Consider the following 22,146-nt stretch of genomic DNA (forward strand, 5'->3'; position numbering starts at 1 on the left):
GTCATTACGAGGAGGCACGACGAAGTAATCTTTTGGGTTTAGGTGATTGCTTCGGTAAATTCGCAATGACGCAGATGCTAAAACAAAAAAAGATATAGTGAAAAGCCCGACCAGTAGCGATCCTGCAAGGTTTTCAACCTTGTAGGTATGAGCGGAAGGTAACGCCCAAATAAAAAATAGAATTAGTAGTGAAACCTGTAGGGTTTTCAAAACCTTACAGGTCTGAAAAACATAAAATGAAAGAGCATAAAAAACAATTCGAAACCGAAGCCATAAGAACACAATCTGAAACCACACAGTTTTCAGAGCATTCGGTACCATTATATGTAACATCGGGATTTGTATTTGAGGATGCCGAGGAGATGCGTGCCTCGTTTGCCGAGGAAAAGCAGCGCGATTTATACAGCCGCTACAGTAACCCCAACACCAACGAGTTTGTAGATAAAGTATGTAACATGGAAGGTGCGGAAGCGGGGTTTGCCTTTGCAAGTGGTATGGCAGCGGTGTTTTCAACATTTGCGACTTTGCTGGATGCGGGCGACCATGTGGTGTCGTGCAGTTCGGTATTTGGTGCGACACATGGGTTGTTTACCAAATATTTCCCAAAATGGAATATTGAGTGTTCGTATTTTAGCATTAACGACGTAGATGCGGTTGAAGCCTTGATACAACCAAATACCAAATTTATCTACGCGGAAACGCCAACTAATCCTGGTGTGGATGTGTTGGACTTGGAGTTTTTAAGTGCCATTTGTAAAAAACACGATTTATTGTTGGTAATTGATAACTGTTTTGCGACACCGTATTTGCAAAACCCTATAAAGTTTGGTGCGGATTTGGTAATACATTCGGCTACAAAATTAATGGATGGCCAAGGACGTGTTTTAGGCGGTGTTACAGTTGGTAGAGCAGATTTAATTCGTGAGATTTATTTGTTTTCGAGATTAACGGGACCATCTATGAGTCCGTTTAATGCATGGGTGTTATCTAAATCTTTAGAAACTTTATCGATTAGAGTAGATAGGCATTGCGAGAATGCTCTAAAATTAGCAGAATTTTTAGAAGGACATCCTAAAGTGAAATGGGTAAAATATCCGTTTTTAAAGTCGCATCCAAAGTATGATATTGCTAAAAAGCAGATGCGCTTAGGTGGAAATATTATAGCGTTTGAAGTAGAAGGCGGTTTAAATGGTGGTCGTACCTTTTTGGATGCTATTAAAATGTGTTCGTTGTCAGCAAATTTAGGAGATACCAGAACTATTGTAACCCATCCTGCTAGTACTACGCACGCTAAAGTTGAGGCTGAGGTTAAAGCTGCTGCTGGAATTACCGATGGGATGGTGCGCGTTTCGGTTGGTTTAGAACATGTAGATGATATTATTGCAGACTTGGAGCAGGCTTTGAAATAATATGGATAACAACACAATATACCAAGTTGATGCTTTTACAGAAGAAGCATTTAAAGGAAATCCTGCGGGTGTGATGATTCTTGACTCGATGCCATCTGAGGCATTTATGCAGAATATAGCTGCTGAAATGAACTTGTCTGAAACAGCTTTTGTTGCGCCTAATGGTTCTGGTTTTGATATTCGCTATTTTACACCAACGGTTGAAATTCCTCTATGCGGACATGCGACTTTGGCATCAGCACATATTATTTATGAATTAGGAATTAAAACAGCTGATGAACAGATTCATTTTAAAGCTTTAAAAGATAATTTAACCATTACTAAGAGCGGTGATGGTATAGTGATGACGTTTCCGCAGTATCGTTTGTCAAAAGCTCAAGTACCTGCCAATTTTAAAGCGTTGTTGGGTTTTCAGCCCATTGGATTTTATAAAAGTAATGATAATTGGATGATTGCTATTGCGGAAAATCAAGATGCTATAGAGGGGTGTAAGCCTAATTTTGAAGCTTTAAATATAAACGGACTGGGACATTTGATGGTTACTTCAGAAGGGAAAGATAGTAATGTAGATTTTGTTGTACGTTGTTTTGTACCACAATCTGGAATTAATGAAGATCCTGTTACGGGTTCTGCACATTGTGCTTTAACGCCTTTATGGGCGAGTAGGTTGGGAAAGACTTCTATGGTTTCTCATCAAATTTCTAAACGGGGTGGTGTGCTGCAAGTAGCTTTGAATGATTATAGCGTGGCGATTAAAGGGAAAGCGGTTACCGTTTTTGAAGCAAAATTGAAACTTTAAGCATAAGCTTGGTAATGTATTTTTAAATATACCGACTGATTGTCACAAAAAAAGTGACTATGATATCGAGGTATAAAAGCATGCCAATACTTGTACTGTTGGTGTTGTTAAGCTTTCAGGGATTCTCCCAAATCAAATTTAAAGTTGAAAGCCTAAACTTTGAAGGCCTAAAAAAAACCAAAGCCAGTTTTTTAGCAAGAATAGCAAAGGTAAAAGCAGGACAAGAAACCGATAGCACAATTGTTATTACGGATATTGAACGCTTTAAACGTTTGGATGGTATCGCTTTCGCGGATTATAAAGTAGAATCTACACAAGATGATGGTTATAAAATAACTTATACTATTGAAGAGAACTTCAGTATCATTCCAGGAGTGCGTATAGGACAAGCGGCAGATGATAGTTTTTCGTATCGATTTTCAGCGTTTGAATTTAACGGATTAGGTCGTAATATCATATTTGGAGGCTTTTTTAAGAAGGAAGTTTTTAATGCATTTGGTGTGTTTTTAGAGCATCCGTATGTGTTTACAAACAAGTTAGGTTTAGGCGTGAATTACATGGATGATAGTACGCAACAGCCTATTTTTTTTGATCCTAATGCCATTGATAATGATACCGATTATGTATTTACGAATAAAGGTTTTGAAACCATTTTATTTTATGAATTGAACTTTAATAATAGGTTTGAGTTTGGTGTAAGAACTTCAGATGAAAGTTATGTGTTAATATCCGATGATGAAATAGAATCCATAAATTCAGCAGAACCAAGTATCAGGAGAACAGCATTTAGAGGCTCTCATGAATATGTAGATATTGATATTGAATATCAAAACGTTTCAGGGTTTAGAAATCTTTTTGAAACTACCGTGTTTAGTAATAGTAATGCCTTTTTACAAACAGATTTCATTATAAATAACACGACACAGTATTTTAAACGAATAGGAAGTAAAGGTAATTTTGCGAGTCAGCTACAATTACAATTTAGTAATCCGATTGAAAATAGTGCTTTTGCACCATTAGTTCTCGATAACCAATTAAATACAAGAGGCGTTGGGAATATAACAGATAGAGGCTCCGCCATTGTAGCCTTAAACAGTGAGTATCGGCATACGCTATTAGAAAAAGGTTGGTTTGTGTTGCAAGGAAATGGCTTTTTGGATGTGAGTGGCGTGCAACGACCAGATGCTGATTTTGGAGATATATTTTCACAAAATACAACACGTGTATATTCAGGTTTGGGGGTGCGTTTTATTCATAAATATATTTTTAATGCGGTGTTGCGCTTTGATTATGGTGTAAACCTAACTGGTAATGGAGGCAACGGTTTTGTGTTTGGTATTGGCCAATATTTTTAATCGTTACCTGATTTTGCCCAAAAGTTTGTTGGTAAATTATTTATCTTCGCAATGTGTTATCTAAAAAAACAAAATACGGACTAAAAGCCTTAACGTTTATTGCAAGAAGTGGCGATGATGTACCAGTACAGGTTAGTGCAATTGCCAAGAGTGAGCAAATACCTCAAAAGTTTTTGGAGAGTATTTTATTAACGCTCAGGAAGTCGGGTGTTTTAGGGTCTAAAAAGGGAAAACACGGCGGTTACTATCTGCGAAGTGAACCGTCTGAAATTAAAATGACAGACGTCATGCGCGTTCTGGAAGGCCCCATTGCCATGGTGCCCTGTGTAAGTTTAAATTATTATGAAAAGTGCGACGATTGTCCTGATGAACATAAATGTAGTGTCCATAAACTTATGATTGAAGTAAGGGATAGTACACTTAAAGTGTTTAGAAATACAACATTAGCAGATCTTTCAGGTCTTTAATTATTAAAAGATTCACAATTTACACGGAAACCCTGTAAGTTTTCTTCATTTTATCGTCCAAATAGGCAATTATTCTAAAAAATTAAGATCAAAGTTTGTAGAGCCAAAAAAAGTATTATTTTTGTAATCCCTACTAAATTGATAGGATTAATATAAAATAATGACAAATGATTGCGCAAATGCTAGTTAAAAGTAAACAAAAGTCCACTTACAAGGAGGATAGTGTTGGAGAAAAACCAATTAGAAGTGTAGCAAAAGCACTTAGTTGGAGAGTGGTGGGTACTTTAGATACATTAGTAGTGTCTTACATATTAACAGGAAGAATATCTCTTGCAGCTTCTATTGCTTCAGTAGATTTTTTAACAAAATTAGTATTGTACTTTTTTCATGAGCGTATTTGGAACGCTATAAAATGGGGGAAATAAACAAAAGGATATGTTTACAGAAGATCAAATAGAAGCATTAAATAAAAGTTTTGAAAAAGCGTTGCCATCTGAAATTATTCAGAAGGCTTTCGAACTTAATAATAACGCGGTAGTAACTACCAACTTTAGACCTTATGAAGCTGCAATCCTTCATGCGGTAAGTAAAGAGAAGTCAGATATTCCTGTGGTTTGGTGTGATACGGGTTATAATACACCTCAAACGTATAAGCATGCAGAGCAAGTTATTAAAGAGTTAAGTTTAAATGTACATTTATATGTGCCTAAGCAAACATCATCACATAGAGATGTGGTTATGGGTATTCCATCAATAGACGATCCAAAACACGCAGAGTTTACAGAGCAAGTAAAGTTAGAACCTTTTAAAAGAGCCATGGATGAGCATAAACCAAATGTATGGTTTACCAATCTACGTCAAGGGCAAACAGCATTTAGAAATAGCATTGGTATTTTTAGTTTGAGTAAAGATGGCGTTTTAAAAGTGAGTCCATTTTATTATTGGACAGATAAGAAATTAGACACCTATTTAGAAGACAACAGTTTACCAAACGAATTTAAATATTTCGACCCAACAAAAGCATTAGAAAATAGAGAGTGTGGTTTACACGCCTAGTCAGTAAGCAGTGACAGTAAACAGTGAAACCGATTAAGACATTAAAATAGTAACAAAAAACACTTGCTCCGCCCGAGTAAGTTTTCCTCCCTCTTGGGGAGGTTAGGAGGGGCTTCTAATTATGAATAAAGATACATCACATATCAACTCGTTAGAAAACGAAGCGATTTACATCATGAGAGAAGTAGCAGCACAGTTTGAAAAACCAGTATTGTTATTCTCAGGAGGAAAGGATTCTATCACTTTAGTAAGGTTAGCTGTTAAAGCGTTTTATCCAGCTAAAGTACCGTTTCCTTTAATGCATATTGATACAGGACATAACTTCCCTGAAACGATTGAATTTAGAGACCGTTTGGTAAAAGAGCTAGGTTTAGAGTTGATTGTTAGAAACGTACAAGATTCTATCGATCAAGGAAAAGTAAAAGAAGAGTCTGGGCGTTACGCTAGTAGAAATATGTTGCAAACTACCACGCTTCTAGATGCTTTAGAAGAATTTAAGTTTGATGCAGCAATAGGTGGTGCAAGACGTGATGAAGAAAAAGCGAGAGCAAAAGAACGTATTTTCTCAGTACGTGATGATTTTGGACAATGGGATGAGAAAAACCAGCGCCCAGAGTTGTTTGATATGTTGAATGGCGAGATTGACCATGGGCAGAATGTGCGTGTGTTCCCTATTTCAAACTGGACAGAATTAGACGTTTGGTCATATATAGAAAAAGAGAACATCGAAATTCCATCAATTTACTTTGCTCACAAGCGTAAAGTGTTTTTAAGAGATGGTATGATTTGGTCTGCCGATGATGAGGTGGTTTACAGAGACGAGCATGAAGAGGTTATTGAAGAAATGGTACGTTTTAGAACTGTTGGGGATATGAGTTGTACGGCAGCTGTATTATCTGATGCGGTTTCAATTGATAAAGTTGTAGAAGAAATTAGAGATTCTTCAATTTCAGAACGTGGCGCACGAATTGATGACAAGCGCTCTGAAGCAGCCATGGAAAAACGTAAACAACAAGGGTATTTTTAAAATGGTTAATAGTTGTTAGTTACTAGTTAATAGTGATTGTCAACATATAAATATTCAAACGAGTATAAAAAATATAAGTTGTTGGTTTTTAGAGAATGAGTAATGAATCAGAAACTAAAAACCAATAACCAATAACAAAAGAAATGGAAGTATTAAAAATAGCAACAGCAGGAAGTGTAGATGATGGAAAAAGTACCTTGATAGGACGTATTCTTTATGATACAAAATCTTTAACTACAGATAAGTTAGAAGCCATTGAAAAAACAAGTAAGCAACGTGGTTACGACTACTTAGATTTTTCTTTAGCTACGGATGGTTTGGTTGCAGAAAGAGAGCAAGGTATCACTATTGATGTAGCACATATTTATTTTTCAACTAAAAAGAAGAGTTACATTATTGCTGATACACCAGGTCACGTAGAATATACACGTAACATGGTAACTGGAGCATCAACATCACAGGCATCTATCATTTTAATTGATGCTAGAAAAGGTGTTATTGAGCAAACTAATCGTCACTTTTTTATCAATAATTTACTAAGAATTAAAGATGTAGTTGTAGCTATTAATAAAATGGACTTGGTTGACTATTCAGAAGATGTTTACAACAAAATTAAGGCTGATTTTGAGGAATTGATGAGTAAACGTGATTACCAAGATCAAAAAATTACATTTATTCCAGTAAGTGCTTTGAAGGGCGATAATGTGGTAAATCGTTCTGATAACATGCCTTGGTATACTGGAGAAGCATTATTGGAGCATTTGGAAGCAATTGATAAGGCCGATATTTTTAATGTAGGTACACCACGCTTTCCAGTGCAATATGTAATTCGTCCAAAAACAGAAGATTACCATGATTTTAGAGGGTATGCTGGTAAGGTGTACGGTGGCGATTTAAGCGTAGGTGATGATATAATTGTATTACCATCAAAAACACGTTCAAAAATAAAAGATATTTATTTCTACGATGAAAAGTACGAAACAGCATCAAGACGTTCGTCAGTTACCATCACTTTAGAAAACGATATTAATGTAAGTCGTGGCGATATGATTGTGAAAGAGAACGATTTGCCAACTATAGACAAACAATTTACAGCTAATGTATGTTGGATGGATACCGAAGAGTTAAACCCTGGTGGAAAATATATCGTTCAGCATGGTATTAATAAGGTGCTAGCAAAAGTAGATCGTATCAACCATAAAATAAATCCTGATTATTCTGGTTTTGAAAAAGGCGTTACAGGTTTAGGAATTAATGATATTGCATCAGTAACGTTTAAATTAAACAAGCCAATTTTTTACGATCAGTTTAAAAATCATAGAACTAACGGGTCTTTCATTTTAATTGATCCACAGTCAAATAATACAGTTGGTGCAGGGTTTATTCAGTAAGCCCCTAGCCCTTGAAAGTGAACTAGCAGGTTTGCGAAAAAATAAATTTTTCCTGCAAGGTTTTGAAAACCTTGTAGGTATGAAATAAAAGAAATATTAAGTAATAAAAATTTTTACTCCGCCCGAGTAAGAGTTTCCCGCTTTAAGCGGGATTAGAAACGGGCCTCTAATATGAGAAGTTTCGAAACAGAAATAGAAAATCCGGTTGTCCAAAAAGACATTATAGAATTAGCTCAAAAAATAGAGTTATTTCATAATGGTAAAATAGATGAAGAAAAATTCAGAAGCTTACGTTTAGCACGAGGTGTTTACGGTCAGCGTCAAGAAGGCGTGCAAATGATTCGTATAAAAGTACCTTACGGCAAGCTAAAAAGTAACCAGTTAAGAAGAATAGCTGCGGTATCGGATGAGTATTCTCGTGGGCGTTTACACATTACAACGCGTCAAGATATTCAAATTCACTATGTAGATTTAAACAGAACACCAGAGCTTTGGGCAGAGTTAGAAAAAGATGAAGTTACGGTACGGGAAGCATGTGGTAACGTGGTAAGAAATGTTACAGCTTCTGAAACCGCTGGTATTGATGTTAACGAACCGTTTGATGTGTCGCCGTATGCAGATGCATTGTATAAATTCTTTTTACGTAATGCCATTTGTCAAGAAATGGGACGTAAATTCAAGGTATCTTTTTCTTCTACAGATGAAGATACAGGCTTGTCGTACTTACACGATATAGGCTACATTGCTAAAATAAAAGATGGTGTTCGCGGATTTAAAGTAATGGTTGCTGGAGGTTTAGGCTCGCAGCCCCGACATGCCGATGTATTGTATGATTTTGTAGAGACCGATAAAATCATTCCAATCATGGAAGGGGTTTTAAGAGTGTTTGACCGTTATGGCGAGCGTAAAAGTCGTGCAAAAGCTAGAATGAAGTTTTTAGTAAAAGACATCGGTTTAGAAGCGTTTAAAGATTTAATTGCAGAAGAACAAAAAGCAATAGAGTTTAAAAGTGTTCCTATTGATGCTGATGCTTATGTGGCATCTACACCAGTAGAAATTACCGAAATACCAGAAGTGACTATTAAAGACCAACAAGCATTTGAAACATGGAAATCTACCAACTTAATTCCTCAGAAGCAGGAGGGTTATGTAGGTATAGGTATTAAAGTGTTATTGGGGGATTTTTATACAGATAAAGCACGTTTGTTAGCTGATTTAGTGGATAAGTATGCAGCTGGCGAAGTACGTTTAACCCTGCGTCAAAACATCGTAATTCCTTTTGTAAAACGAGAATTAGTGCCATTTTTCTATACAGAATTAGAGAAACTAGGTTTTGTTGAAGCAGGTTATAACAAAGCTGTAGATATTACAGCTTGTCCAGGAACAGATACTTGTAATTTAGGTATTGCGAGTAGTACAGGTATTACAGAGGAGTTGGAACGTATGATAAAAGAAGAATATCCACAATATCTTAAAAATGAAGATTTAGTAATTAAGATTAGTGGTTGTATGAATGCTTGTGGACAACATAATATGGCAAATATTGGATTCCAAGGGATGACGGTGCGTACGCCAGATAAATTAGTTGCTCCAGCACTACAAGTATTACTTGGTGGTGGTAATCAAGGCGATGGTAACGCAACCTTTGCAGATAAAGTAGTAAAAGTACCAAGTAGAAGAGGTCCTGAGGCATTACGCAGAATTTTAAACGATTTTGAAGCGAATGCTAATGGAAAGCAATTTGTGGAGTACTATCAAGAAAAAGGCGAAAAGTATTTCTATGATTTCTTGAATGATTTACAAGATGCAACTAACTTAACGCAAGCCGATTTTATTGATTGGGGTTCAGAAGAAAAGTATGTTAAAGAAATTGGTATCGGCGAGTGTGCTGGTGTAGTTATAGATTTAATAGCAACCTTATTCTTTGAAAGCGAAGAGAAAATTGAAAACGCCAAGGAGTCTTTTGAAAACGGTGTGTATTCTGGAGCTATTTATTTAGCATACCAATCTTTAGTGAATTCAGCTAAAGCGTTATTATTGGCAGAAAACAAGAAAACAAATACACATGCTGGAATTATAAAGCAGTTTGATGAGTTGTTTATTGAAAGTGGACGCATAGATTTAGGAGCGTCATTCTCAGAATTGATATACCAAATTAATAAATTTGCACCAAGCAAGGAATTTGCTTCAAAATATATTGAAAATGCAAATGAGTTTTTAGCAAAAGTTAGAGCATATAGAGAAGCACAGCAAGAGCTAGAACAAAAGGCAGTTTAAACAAATATGAGTAGTACAACCCCAAAATTAACTGTTGTAGGTGCAGGTCCTGGAGACGAAGATTTAATAACGCTTAAGGCAATTAAGGCTATTGAATCTGCAAATGTTATCCTTTATGATGCACTAATCAACGAATCTTTGCTTAAGTATGCTTCAAAAGATGCAGAGCTAATTTTTGTAGGGAAACGTAGGGGTTGTTATGCATTTCAACAAGAACAGATTAACGAACTCATTGTTTCTAAAGCCAATGAAAAAGGTCATGTAGTGCGATTAAAAGGAGGCGATCCCTTTATTTTTGGACGTGGTGCAGAGGAGATTGATTATGTAAGACAGTTTGGTTTAGAAACTTTTATGGTGCCTGGGATTTCATCATCGGTAGCAGTACCAGCGTATCAAGGTATTCCGCTTACAAAACGTGGTGCTTCAGAAAGTTTTTGGGTAATTACTGGAACAACTAAGCAGCACAAATTGTCAGAAGATGTGGCTTTAGCTGCAAAATCTACTGCTACTGTTGTTATTTTAATGGGTATGGGAAAACTTGGAGAAATTGTTAAGATTTTTTCAAAAGAAGGTAAAGGAGATACGGCAATTGGCATCATTCAAAATGGTACCAGAGATAATGAGAATGTAGGGATTGGTACCATTGATACTATTGAAAACATAGTTGAAGAAAAACAATTGGCGAATCCTGCAATTATCATCATCGGAGATGTCGTTAAAGAACGAGCGGTATTAAGTTCAATTTATAATGAAGTAAACAAGAAATAGGTAATGGAGCGGAATAACTTATATCCTATTTTTTTAAAAGCGAAAAGCTTGAATGTGTTGATTGTTGGTGGTGGAAATGTTGCCGAAGAAAAATTAACGTTCTTATTAAAATCGAGTCCAGATGCACATGTTACCATGGTGTCTCCAATGTTTAGAGAAGGTACAATTGCGTTGGCAAAAAAAGGTTGTGTAACATTGGTTGACGATGTTTACAAAAAAAGTTACTTAATTGGCAAGCATATGGTTGTCGCTACGACTGATGTTCCAGAAGTTAACGTTCAGGTGTGGAAAGACTGTAGAGCAGAAGCTAAATTGGTAAATGTTGCTGATAATCCGCCGTATTGTGATTTTTATATGGGCGGTATTGTAACCAAAGGCAATGTGAAAGTGGCTATTTCCACAAACGGAAAATCGCCAACAACAGCAAAACGGTTGCGACAATTTTTTGAGGCTGTAATACCTGAAAACATTGACGATTTAGTAAAGAATTTAAACGAGTATAGAAAAACAATAAAAGGCGATTTCGAGGAGAAAGTGGAAACACTTAACGAATTTACCAAAGGATTAATAGAAAAAAAATAATCAATATAGACCATACAGGTTTAAACCATATCTATAAAAATGATAAAAACAGATATAATTATAATTGGCGCGGGGCCTACAGGATTGTTTACTGTATTTGAAGCAGGATTATTAAAATTAAAATGTCATTTAATTGATGCATTACCACAACCTGGTGGACAATGTTCGGAGTTATATCCTAAAAAGCCTATTTACGATATTCCTGGGTTTCCAGAAATTTTGGCGGGAGATTTAACAAGAAACTTGTTAGAACAAGGTAAGCAGTTTGAACCTGGATTTACTTTAGGAGAACGTGCTGATACAGTGGAAAAGCAGGAAGATGGTACGTTTATAGTAACTACTAATAAGGGTACACAACACCAAGCACCTGTGGTAGCTATTGCTAGTGGTTTAGGTAGTTTTGAACCTAGAAAACCACAACTTGAAAATCTTGCAGATTACGAAGATAAGGGTGTTGAATATATGATTAAAGAGCCAGAAATGTATCGCGATAAAAATGTTGTGATTGCTGGTGGTGGAGATTCTGCTTTAGATTGGAGTATCTTTTTAGCTGATGTTGCAAAAAGTGTAACGTTGGTACATAGACGTAATGAATTTAGAGGACATTTAGATTCTGTTGAAAAAGTGCAGGAGTTAAAAAATGAAGGCAAAATTAATTTGATTACGCCTGCTGAGGTTACCAATATTATTGGCGATGGAAAAGTTGAGGCTATTGAATTAACTAAAAAAGATGAAGATCCTATTATTCTAGAAACAGATCATTTTATTCCTTTGTTTGGGTTGTCTCCAAAGCTAGGGCCTATTGCGAATTGGGGCTTAGAGATTGAGAAAAATGCAATAAAAGTTAATAACGCTTTAGATTATCAAACGAATATACCTGGAATTTTTGCTATTGGCGATGGTAACTACTACCCTGGGAAGTTAAAGTTAATTCTTTGTGGATTCCATGAGGCTACTATTATGTGTCAAGCAGCTTACAAAATTATTAATCCGGGTAAGAAGTTTGTTTTAAAATATACAACAGTTTCTGGTGTTAATGGTTTTGATGGCACACGAAAAGAAGCACCTAAAGCGGTTGTTCAAGCTATAAATTAGATATTTAGCTTTTTATAATACCATTATCCCGCGAGTTTCTTTTTAAGTTCGCGGGATTTAATATTTAAATAAGTAAAATTGTTTCAGGGATTAGTTATATTTTTATCAACCGAAATTTAATGTGATGAAAAGCTATAATGTTTGCTTAAAAGATACGGTTAAAACGTTTACAAAACGCTTGTTTTATTCTTTGTTTGATTGTGCGCAGGAAGAGGAACACGGGGCGTATTTGGAAAAAACGTTTTTAAAGATTCTTACTGCTTTAGAGATAGAGAACGGTGCTGCTATATGGGAAAGTTTTAAAGCAGAATTACCCGAGATTAGACAAAAATTGGATTTGGATGCTATTGCGTTTGAGCAGAATGATCCTGCATCGCATTCTGTACAAGAAATTTATTTAGCGTATCCTGGATTTCATGCCATATCTATTCACAGGCTAAGTCATGCACTTTATAAACTAAATGTGCCAATTTTGCCAAGAATGATGAGTGAATATATTCATGGCATCACAGGAATTGATATCCATCCTGGTGCAACTATTGGAGAGTCATTTTATATAGACCACGGTACTGGTATTGTAATTGGCGAAACTTCTATTATAGGAAAAGATGTTAAAATCTATCAAGGTGTAACCTTAGGAGGTGTTTCCGTGTCAAAAAGTTTGGCAAAAACAAAGCGTCATCCCACAATTGAAGATGGTGTGTGCATTTACGCCAATGCTACGGTATTGGGTGGCGACATTGTAATTGGGGCAAATAGTATTATTGGAGCTAACGTTTGGATTACCCAATCTGTTCCAGAAAATTCATTGGTAACCTATCAAACTGAAATCAAAATAAGACCGAAAAAGAATGGCATTCGAGAATAGCATTATTGGCCAGATTGGAAATACACCTTTGGTAGAAGTAACACATCTGCTTAAAAAAGATGGTGTGAAATTGTTTTTGAAGTTAGAAGGGAATAACCCAGGAGGCAGTGTAAAAGACCGACCTGCGTTTAATATGATAAACGAAGCTTTAAAACGCGGCGACATAAAAAAGGGTGGCACTTTAGTTGAAGCTACAAGTGGAAATACAGGGATTGCATTAGCTTTTATTTCGAAGCTTTTAGGTTTAAATATGGTGTTGATTATGCCCGAGAATTCTACTGAAGAGCGCGTGAAAACCATGCGTGCCTATGGTGCTGAGGTTATTTTAACACCTGCGGATATAGGTATCGAAGGCTCACGAGATTTAGCATTTAAACTTCGTGATGAAAAAGGCTATACATTGTTGAATCAGTTTGAAAATGATGACAATTGGAAGGCGCATTATAAAACCACAGGCCCAGAAATTTGGAGAGATACCCAAGGTAAGATCACTCATTTTGTAGCGACTATGGGTACTACTGGAACTATTATGGGTACATCGCGGTTTTTAAAAGAACAAAATCCAGATATACAAATAGTAGGCGCACAACCAGCTGATGGTGCTAGGATTCCTGGGATTAGAAAATGGTCGCCAGATTATGTACCCAAGTTTTTCGATAGGTCTAGAGTGGATACTGTTATTGATGTTTCTGAAGAAGATGCTAAAGTTACCACCATAAGTTTGGCTAAAGAGGAAGGTGTTTTTGCGGGTATGAGCAGTGGTGGCTCTATGTATTGTGCTTTAAAAACAGCAGAGTCTATTGATGAAGGTATTATAGTAGCTATAATTTGTGATAGAGGCGATAGGTATTTATCATCAACATTGTTTGAATAATATCTGAAATTTTTCTACAAGGTTTTAAAAACCCTGTAAATGTCAAAGAAATTGAAAATGTCAAAAATATACGAGGCTTTAAAAGAGCGTATTTTAATATTAGATGGTGCCATGGGTACTATGATACAGGCCTATAAATTTACGGAAGAAGATTATAGAGGGGAACGTTTTAAGGATTATCCAACACCATTACAAGGTAATAACGATTTGTTATCTATAACGCAGCCTGAAGCTATAAAAACCATTCATGCCAAGTATTTTGAAGCCGGTGCCGATATTGCAGAGACCAATACATTTTCTGGTACAACTATCGCTATGGCAGATTACCAAATGGAAGATTTGGTATACGAGCTTAATTACGAATCTGCAAGAATAGCCAGAGAAGTAGCTGATGAGTTTACTGCAAAGGAACCACACAAACCAAGATTTGTAGCGGGGTCTATTGGTCCAACAAACCGTACCGCAAGTATGTCTCCAGATGTAAATGATCCTGGATATCGTGCTGTAACGTTCGATGAACTGCGCATCGCTTATAAGCAGCAAGTTGAAGCGTTATTAGATGGTGGTGCCGATATATTGTTGGTAGAAACGGTTTTTGATACTTTAAATGCCAAAGCAGCTTTATTTTCTATAGAAGAAGTAAAAGCAGAGCGTAATATAGAAGTCCCTATAATGCTTAGTGGTACTATTACAGATGCCTCGGGGCGTACCTTGTCAGGACAAACAGCCGAAGCCTTTTTGATTTCGGTATCACATGTGCCATTATTATCTGTTGGTTTTAACTGTGCTTTGGGTGCTAATTTACTACAGCCGCATTTAGAAGCGATTGCAAATAAAACAGACTTTGCTGTTTCGGCACATCCAAATGCGGGATTACCAAATGCCTTTGGAGAATATGACGAAACTCCTGAGGAAATGGGTGCACAAATTGAAGAGTATTTAAAAAAGAATTTAATGAATATTGTTGGGGGATGTTGTGGGACAACTCCTGAGCATATAAAAGTGATAGCAGATATTGCAGCTAAATATAAACCGCGTCGTTATGCTGAACCCCTGTGCAGAACATAGCCGAAGCATGTTTTTAATGTGCAGCTTTAAAATTTAAAATATTATTGAATAAATTTAAATACAAACTGAATGAAAAAATTAGTATTCTTTTTCTTAGTAGTAATTAGTGGATTAAAGTCAAGTTCTCAAGTTAATATTGGGCATAGTACATCACCAATAAACTTATATGTGAAGGAACATGATAAGAAGGTTTTCAACGATCTAAAAAAAACGATAACTTATTTTGTCATACCTGATAATTTTGACTTAAAGTTAGATCAAGTTAAAAATGTAATAAGTGAGATTTGGACTTTTAATAAGATTGAGTTCGTCACAGAAAAGGAATATGATAAAAAAAGAGATTTTTTTTATTCGGTTGATAAGTCAATAATAAAACTAATCAATAATAATTATCTTAACAAAGAAAAGTTTACAGTTCGAGAGGATATCAAGGCCGTGTATATAGAGTTTAAATTGGCTTTAATTAATCATGTGATTGGCAAAAAGGGGGAACTGTATCCGAAAACAATAGCAGAGATTTTTTTCACTCCAAATATCAGGTTAATAAGGGATTTTGTTCATTCATCTGGATTAATAAATCCATTGGTTTTATCAATGATGAATTATAAAAAATTAAATCAAAAGAATCCAGAAAAATCGGGATATTATAATTTTGACCTTGGATACATAAAGAATTACCTTCAAATACTAAATACTAAATTAAATAAATTTGAAAACCTTAAAATTCGTGATGGAATTGAAAATAAAGTTAAGTTAAGTGAATTGAGGAACCAAGTACTTTATACTCCTGATTGGATATTAAAGAAAATTGATCCAATGAAAAGTATTTATAAAAATACGATAACTCCTGAAAAACAGTTTAAAGATTATGATTTTCAATATAAAGTTGTTTCTAATAATGAATTGAACACTAAAATTTTGAACAAAGAGAATATATATTATTTGATGTATACTAGATTTAATCAAATTAAGATTTTATCAATTATAAATAGTTTATCTGGTGATGTTATCTATATGACTCAAGAGAACTCCCACAATGTCAAACCTAAAGATTTGAAGCAGATAAGTAAACTAATAAAATAACTCTAGTCTAAACAGATTATTTATGAATAAATTCTTCATGGTACTTTTTTTGTTTTCTTTTTTGAATCTATTATCTCAAGAAAAACATTTAAAAGTTTATTTGTACAAATCAAGTAACGATTATAAGAATGGTATTAAAGAATTAGCAGGTAGATATTTAGATTATAGTTGGTCATCTACTGGTAGTTTTGTTTTGAAATTAAAGAATGAAGAAGGTCAAAAACTCAAAAAAAGAATTGACAAAGACTATTGGGGTTTTGAATTAGATAATTACTGTTTTAGAATATTTAAACTTAGAAGGCCTCTTCTGGTATTAAGGGAAAAAGAAAAAGTTTTCTATATGGATGGTATTTCAAAACTATTAGATTTTTCAAAAACACCTATTAGTATTAATTACCGCATATCGATAAAACCTAGTTTTAAGAATATGTTTCTTTATTCATATAATTTAACAGGTAAAACGCACAAAGTTTATAAGGCAGTGAAGAAAAATAATGAGCACATATTGCCAAATAATTTAATCAAATGCTTAAAAGTCGCTTACAGGCATCAAATATCACAAAGTAGTGGTTACGAAGAAATAGTTGGTTGTATTAATAGTTTTTAGAGTTTTGTAGTTAAAAAGAATATTGGAAACGGAGGGGGTAATGAAAATATATCGATCAAAATACATGAAGTTATCAGGTTTAGAACCTTTGGTTTTAAATGAGAATAGCAACTTTATAAACGTTGGAGAACGTACCAATGTTGCTGGTTCAAGAAAGTTTTTGCGTTTAATAAAGGAAGAGAAATTTGATGAGGCTTTAGATATAGCAAGACATCAAGTGGATGGAGGAGCTCAAATTATCGACATTAATATGGATGATGGTTTGATTGATGGAAAGGAAGCGATGGTACGTTTCTTAAACTTGATAGCAGCCGAACCTGATATTTGTCGTGTGCCCATCATGATTGATAGTTCCAAATGGGAAATTATTGAGGCAGGTTTGCAAGTGGTGCAGGGAAAATGTGTTGTAAACTCTATTTCTTTAAAAGAAGGCGAAGAAAAATTTATTTGGGAAGCTACACAAATTAAACGTTATGGGGCTGCGGTAATCGTTATGGCTTTTGATGAAGTTGGGCAAGCTGATAATTATGAGCGTAGGATTGAAATAGCCAAACGTTCTTATGATGTTTTAGTAAATAAAGTTGGCTTTCCCTCAGAAGACATCATTTTCGACCTAAATATATTTCCTGTGGCTACAGGAATGGAAGAGCATCGTAAAAATGCTATTGATTTTATAGAAGCCACACGTTGGGTTAGAGAAAATTTAGAAAATGTTTCTGTTAGTGGAGGTGTAAGTAATGTGTCATTCTCTTTTCGAGGAAATAACATAGTTAGAGAGGCGATGCACTCGGTGTTTTTATATTATGCCATTCAAAATGGAATGAATATGGGTATTGTTAACCCTGCGATGTTGGAGGTTTATGATGATATCCCAAAGGATTTATTAGAGCACGTTGAAGATGTTATTTTAGACAGACGTGATGATGCTACCGAACGTCTTTTAGATTTTGCCGAAACTGTTAAAGGTTCAGCAAAAGTAAAAACTGTTGATTTATCGTGGCGAGAAAACCCCTTACAAGAACGAATTACTCATGCTTTAGTAAAAGGGCTTGATATTTTTATTATTGAAGATGTTGAGGAAGCACGATTAGCCGCAAATAAACCTATTGAAGTTATTGAAGGTAACTTAATGACAGGTATGAATGTGGTAGGCGATTTATTTGGTGCCGGTAAAATGTTTTTGCCGCAGGTGGTAAAATCTGCGCGTGTAATGAAAAAGGCAGTGGGTTATTTGAACCCATTTATAGAAGCTGAAAAATCAGATACCTCAGAGCCTGTTGGAAAAATATTAATGGCCACCGTAAAAGGCGATGTACATGATATTGGTAAAAATATAGTGAGTGTAGTATTAGCATGTAACAATTACGAAATTGTTGATTTAGGCGTCATGGTACCACCAGAAAAAATAATACAAACCGCTATTGAAGAACGCGTAGATGCCATTGGATTGTCTGGGTTAATTACGCCATCTTTGGATGAAATGGTGTATTTAGCTAAAGAGATGCAAAACAAAAACTTTGAAGTACCGCTTTTAATTGGTGGTGCTACAACATCAAAAGCACATACAGCAGTGAAGATTGATACGCAGTATGAGAATGCTGTGGTTCATGTAAATGATGCGTCAAGAGCCGTAACAGTGGTTGGCGATTTATTAAACAAGAAAACGTCTAACGCTTATGTGGCGAAACTTAAGAAGGATTATGATGAATTCCGTACTAAGTTTTTAAAACGAGGTAAAGAGAAATCATATATTTCTATTGAGGAAGCACGTAACAAAAAGTATAAGATTGATTGGGAGACTTCTGAAATTGTAAAACCTAAAGAAATGGGTGTGCAAATTTTGAAACAATTAAGCTTAAAAGAGTTGCTGCCTTTTATAGATTGGAGTCCATTTTTTAGAAGCTGGGATTTACATGGAAAATATCCTGATATTTTAAAAGATGATGTTGTTGGCGAACAAGCAACGCAATTATTTGAAGATGCTCAAGAGATGATACAACAAATTGTATCAAAGCAATTGTTGAAACCAAAAGCAGTTTTTGGTTTGTTTGAAGCAAATACGATTAATGATGATGATATTTCTGTAAAGAAAAAGGGAGAAGAAATAGCGGTATTTAGAACCTTGCGTCAGCAATTGAAAAAGCGAGAAGGAGTTCCAAATCATGCTTTAGCAGATTTTATTGCACCAGAAGCAACTAATAAAACAGACTATATCGGTGCGTTTTGTGTGAGTATTTTTGGAGCTCAAGAGCTAGCAGAAACTTATAAAGCAAAAGATGACGATTATAATGCGATTATGGCGCAAGCGATAGCAGATAGATTTGCTGAGGCTTTTGCCGAATATTTGCACAAACAGATACGTACCAAACATTGGGGTTATGCAGCAGATGAGGATTTGAGTAATGATGATTTGATTAAAGAAAGTTATAAGGGTATTCGTCCTGCGCCAGGTTATCCTGCATGTCCTGACCATTTGGAAAAGGAAACTATTTGGGAATTATTGGATGTTGAAAAATTGATTGGGGTAACATTAACCGAAAGTTTGGCTATGTGGCCTGCAGCAGCAGTATCTGGATATTATTTTGCAAACAAAGAGGCAAAATATTTTGGTTTGGGTAAAATTACGGATGACCAAGTAACTGATTATGCTGAAAGAAAAGGTATTGCCAAAGAGGTAGCTAGAAAATGGTTACACCCTAATTTAGCAGGATAGCCCGCGTTAGGGATTGAACGGTATGTTTGAGCTCCTCGCAGAGAGCAAGTAGTGAAAGCCCGACCTGTAGCGATCCTGCAAGGTTTTTTTAACCTTGTAGGTATGAGCGGAAGGTAACGCCCAAAAAATAAAAATATTAATGAAGAAACTCCCACCTACGCGGGAATGACAAAACCAAGTTATGAAAGTAACAGACCATATTAAGAACGCTAACGGAAAAACATTGTTTTCGTTTGAGGTAATACCGCCTAAAAAAGGCAAAAATATTCAGGATTTATATAATAATATAGATCCATTAATGGAGTTTAAGCCACCGTTTATTGATGTAACAACGTCTCGAGAGGAGTACGTTTATATTGATAAGGGTAACGGACTTTTAGATAAGCGTATTACACGTATGCGTCCTGGTACGGTGGGGATTTGTGCGTCTATTATGCATAAGTATCAGGTGGATGCTATTCCGCATTTATTGTGTGGTGGTTTTACCAAAGAAGAAACGGAATATGTGTTGGTAGATTGTCATTATTTAGGTTTGGATAATGTTATGGCGTTACGAGGTGACTCTATGAAAGATGAACCCTATTTTAAGCCAATTAAAGGCGGCAATGCCTTTGCTAGTGACTTAGTACAACAAATTGCGAATTTGAATCGTGGTAAGTATTTACATGACGATGTTGAGGTAGAACATAATTCTGATTTTTGTATTGGTGTAGCTGGATACCCTGAAAAGCACATGGAAGCTCCTTCTTTATTAACAGATTTAAAACGTTTGAAAGCTAAGGTAGATGCTGGTGCTGATTATGTAGTAACGCAGATGTTTTTTGACAATCAAAAGTATTTTGAATTTGTTGAAAAAGCTCGAGAAATGGGTATTGATGTGCCGATTATTCCGGGAATTAAGCCAATAGCTGTAAAACGTCATTTACAACTCCTACCGCAAGTATTTAAAATTGATTTACCGCAGGATTTAATTGATGCTGTAGAGGATTGTAAGGACAATAAAGCTGTTAGGCAAGTTGGGATAGAATTTGCAATTCAACAATCTAAGGAACTATTAGATTTTGGGGTTCCCGTATTGCATTACTACTCTATGGGTAAGAGTGATAATGTTCATGCTATTGCTAAAGCATTATTTTAAATAGTACATTTGCGGTGGTTGAAACCCAAATATGAAGTTATTTTATACCTACTTTTTAATCTTATGTTGTTTTAGTGCTATTGCGCAAGACAAAACACATACTTCTTACGTTGATGCGAATTATTTTGGTGGTTATATTGGCCTTCACAATAATGAGATTCTGCACTTAATACAGGAACACCCCAGTGGTGTTATTCTTAGCTGGAATAAGAAAACCTTTGGCTTTGAAGATTGGGAACAACGCTTTAACTATCCAGATTATGGCTTCTCGCTAGCGTACCAAAATTTTAATAATCCTGTTTTAGGTAATAACGTGTCTATTTATGCGCATTACAATTTCTATTTTTTAAATAGGAATGTAATGTTTCGTATAGGGCAAGGTTTGGCTCATAATTCTAATCCTTATGATAGAGAAACTAACTTTAAAAATGTAGCCTTTGGTTCTACTTTAATGAGTAGCACTTATGCAATGATTAATTACAAAAAAGAACGCATTTTTGATAGGTTTGGCTTACAAGCAGGGGTTTCGTTAATTCATTATTCTAATGCCAATGTAAAAGCCCCTAATAATGGTACAAATACCATTGCTTTTAATTTAGGAGTAACTTATAATTTAGATGAAGAAGTACCAGAATATCAAAAAACTTTAGATAAAAAAGCCGATAGAAAATTTACAGAACCCATAAGATATAACGTTGTATTTAGAAGTGGGATTAACCAGAGTGATTTAATTGGAAGTGGACAATACCCATTTTATATTTTTTCTGGATATGCAGATAAACGTATCAATAGAAAGAGTGCATTACAGGTGGGTACTGATGTGTTTTTTTCAAACTTTTTAAAAGAGTTAATTCGATTTAGAAGTGTAGCCTTCCCTAATGAAGGGCTTTCAGGAGATGAAGATTTTAAACGTGTTGGTGTATTTGTAGGTCATGAATTGTTTGTAAATAAAACAAGTTTATTATCACAAATAGGATATTATGTGTATTACCCTTTTGAGTTTGAAGGGCGTGTGTATATAAGAGCAGGACTAAAACGTTATTTTGGTAAGAAATGGTTTGGAGCAGTAACCTTAAAATCACATGGTTTTAGGGCAGAGGCTGTTGAGTTTGGAATTGGCTTAAGATTATAATTTTGAAATTATGGAGCAGAGATTAACTATTGTAGGACTGGGGGTTAGTGATTTAAAGAAGGCTACTGCGTTTTACGAAGAGAAATTTGGCTGGGAAAAAGCTGATTCAAGTACTGATACGATTACATTTTTTCAATTGAATGGCATTTTGTTGTCTTTGTATCTCAGAGAAAAGTTAGCAGAAGATGCGCAAGTACCGCATGAAGGGAATGGATTTAAAGGATTTACTTTGGCACATAATTTAAGATCTAGAGCTGAGGTAGATCAACTGTTTTCTGAGTTGAAACAAAAAGGTGTAACTATTGTAAAACAACCTGAAGAAGTGTTTTGGGGAGGCTATAGTGGTTATGTATCTGATTTAGATGATAATTTGTGGGAGATAGCGTTTAATCCGTTTTTAGAATTAGACGAAAAAGGAAATGTTTCAGAGGAATAGT

The 22,146-nt window shown here is 35.3% G+C and carries 21 protein-coding genes; all 21 read left to right on the forward strand.

Annotated elements, in window-relative coordinates; genetic code table 11:
• The first annotated feature begins 236 nt into the window (after positions 1-236).
• The 21 genes from JS605_RS10405 to JS605_RS10505 all read left to right on the forward strand — a co-directional run bounded on the left by JS605_RS10405 (position 237) and on the right by JS605_RS10505 (position 22,145).
• Positions 237-1,409, forward strand: coding sequence for a trans-sulfuration enzyme family protein (locus JS605_RS10405; RefSeq protein WP_203257661.1), 1,173 nt, complete (start codon positions 237-239; stop codon positions 1,407-1,409).
• A 1-nt stretch (position 1,410) separates the two neighbouring features.
• A complete protein-coding gene (locus JS605_RS10410) occupies positions 1,411-2,208 on the forward strand; it encodes a PhzF family phenazine biosynthesis protein (RefSeq protein WP_203257662.1) in 798 nt (265 codons plus the stop codon).
• A 59-nt stretch (positions 2,209-2,267) separates the two neighbouring features.
• Positions 2,268-3,563: a POTRA domain-containing protein gene (locus JS605_RS10415; protein WP_203257663.1), complete on the forward strand. Its 1,296-nt coding sequence runs from the start codon at positions 2,268-2,270 to the stop codon at positions 3,561-3,563.
• 53 nt (positions 3,564-3,616) lie between these two features.
• Complete coding sequence (locus tag JS605_RS10420; protein WP_203257664.1) at positions 3,617-4,030, forward strand: RrF2 family transcriptional regulator; 414 nt, start codon at positions 3,617-3,619, stop codon at positions 4,028-4,030.
• 179 nt (positions 4,031-4,209) lie between these two features.
• Entirely contained in the window at positions 4,210-4,455 is a 246-nt protein-coding gene (locus JS605_RS10425; protein WP_371870108.1) for a DUF2061 domain-containing protein, read from the forward strand.
• 10 nt (positions 4,456-4,465) lie between these two features.
• A complete protein-coding gene (locus JS605_RS10430; protein ID WP_203257665.1) occupies positions 4,466-5,086 on the forward strand; it encodes a phosphoadenosine phosphosulfate reductase domain-containing protein in 621 nt (206 codons plus the stop codon).
• Positions 5,087-5,207: 121 nt separating this feature from the next.
• Positions 5,208-6,113, forward strand: coding sequence for a sulfate adenylyltransferase subunit CysD (gene cysD, locus JS605_RS10435; protein ID WP_130964606.1), 906 nt, complete (start codon positions 5,208-5,210; stop codon positions 6,111-6,113).
• Between the two features lie 143 nt (positions 6,114-6,256).
• Positions 6,257-7,504: a sulfate adenylyltransferase subunit 1 gene (locus tag JS605_RS10440; protein ID WP_203257666.1), complete on the forward strand. Its 1,248-nt coding sequence runs from the start codon at positions 6,257-6,259 to the stop codon at positions 7,502-7,504.
• Between the two features lie 171 nt (positions 7,505-7,675).
• Positions 7,676-9,781: a HEPN domain-containing protein gene (locus JS605_RS10445; RefSeq protein WP_203257667.1), complete on the forward strand. Its 2,106-nt coding sequence runs from the start codon at positions 7,676-7,678 to the stop codon at positions 9,779-9,781.
• Positions 9,782-9,787: 6 nt separating this feature from the next.
• The gene (gene cobA, locus JS605_RS10450; RefSeq protein WP_203257668.1) at positions 9,788-10,549 is read left to right on the forward strand and encodes a uroporphyrinogen-III C-methyltransferase; all 762 of its coding nucleotides are present in this window, start codon (positions 9,788-9,790) and stop codon (positions 10,547-10,549) included.
• A 3-nt stretch (positions 10,550-10,552) separates the two neighbouring features.
• Positions 10,553-11,131, forward strand: a complete 579-nt coding sequence (locus JS605_RS10455; RefSeq protein WP_203257669.1) for a precorrin-2 dehydrogenase/sirohydrochlorin ferrochelatase family protein — start codon at positions 10,553-10,555, stop codon at positions 11,129-11,131.
• Between the two features lie 39 nt (positions 11,132-11,170).
• A complete protein-coding gene (locus JS605_RS10460; protein ID WP_203257670.1) occupies positions 11,171-12,226 on the forward strand; it encodes an NAD(P)/FAD-dependent oxidoreductase in 1,056 nt (351 codons plus the stop codon).
• 124 nt (positions 12,227-12,350) lie between these two features.
• Positions 12,351-13,094, forward strand: a complete 744-nt coding sequence (epsC, locus tag JS605_RS10465) for a serine O-acetyltransferase EpsC (RefSeq protein WP_203257671.1) — start codon at positions 12,351-12,353, stop codon at positions 13,092-13,094.
• On the forward strand, positions 13,078-13,968 hold the full coding sequence (cysM, locus tag JS605_RS10470; RefSeq protein ID WP_203257672.1) for a cysteine synthase CysM: 891 nt from the start codon (positions 13,078-13,080) through the stop codon (positions 13,966-13,968). Before epsC ends, cysM begins: the two co-directional genes overlap by 17 nt.
• Positions 13,969-14,025: 57 nt before the next feature.
• Positions 14,026-15,036 carry a homocysteine S-methyltransferase family protein gene (locus tag JS605_RS10475; RefSeq protein WP_203257673.1) on the forward strand — a complete coding sequence of 337 codons (1,011 nt, stop codon included), beginning with the start codon at positions 14,026-14,028 and terminating at the stop codon, positions 15,034-15,036.
• Positions 15,037-15,105: 69 nt separating this feature from the next.
• The gene (locus JS605_RS10480) at positions 15,106-16,119 is read left to right on the forward strand and encodes a hypothetical protein (RefSeq protein ID WP_203257674.1); all 1,014 of its coding nucleotides are present in this window, start codon (positions 15,106-15,108) and stop codon (positions 16,117-16,119) included.
• A gap of 22 nt (positions 16,120-16,141) precedes the next feature.
• Positions 16,142-16,726, forward strand: coding sequence for a hypothetical protein (locus JS605_RS10485; protein WP_203257675.1), 585 nt, complete (start codon positions 16,142-16,144; stop codon positions 16,724-16,726).
• Positions 16,727-16,766: 40 nt separating this feature from the next.
• Positions 16,767-19,439: a methionine synthase gene (gene metH / locus JS605_RS10490; protein ID WP_203257676.1), complete on the forward strand. Its 2,673-nt coding sequence runs from the start codon at positions 16,767-16,769 to the stop codon at positions 19,437-19,439.
• A gap of 181 nt (positions 19,440-19,620) precedes the next feature.
• Positions 19,621-20,577 carry a methylenetetrahydrofolate reductase [NAD(P)H] gene (gene metF / locus JS605_RS10495; RefSeq protein WP_203257677.1) on the forward strand — a complete coding sequence of 319 codons (957 nt, stop codon included), beginning with the start codon at positions 19,621-19,623 and terminating at the stop codon, positions 20,575-20,577.
• Positions 20,578-20,608: 31 nt separating this feature from the next.
• The gene (locus JS605_RS10500) at positions 20,609-21,709 is read left to right on the forward strand and encodes an acyloxyacyl hydrolase (protein WP_203257678.1); all 1,101 of its coding nucleotides are present in this window, start codon (positions 20,609-20,611) and stop codon (positions 21,707-21,709) included.
• A 10-nt stretch (positions 21,710-21,719) separates the two neighbouring features.
• Positions 21,720-22,145: a VOC family protein gene (locus JS605_RS10505; RefSeq protein ID WP_203257679.1), complete on the forward strand. Its 426-nt coding sequence runs from the start codon at positions 21,720-21,722 to the stop codon at positions 22,143-22,145.
• Position 22,146: the final 1 nt, after the last annotated feature.

This window comes from Hyunsoonleella ulvae (assembly GCF_016827605.1).
Classification (GTDB): domain Bacteria; phylum Bacteroidota; class Bacteroidia; order Flavobacteriales; family Flavobacteriaceae; genus Jejuia; species Jejuia ulvae.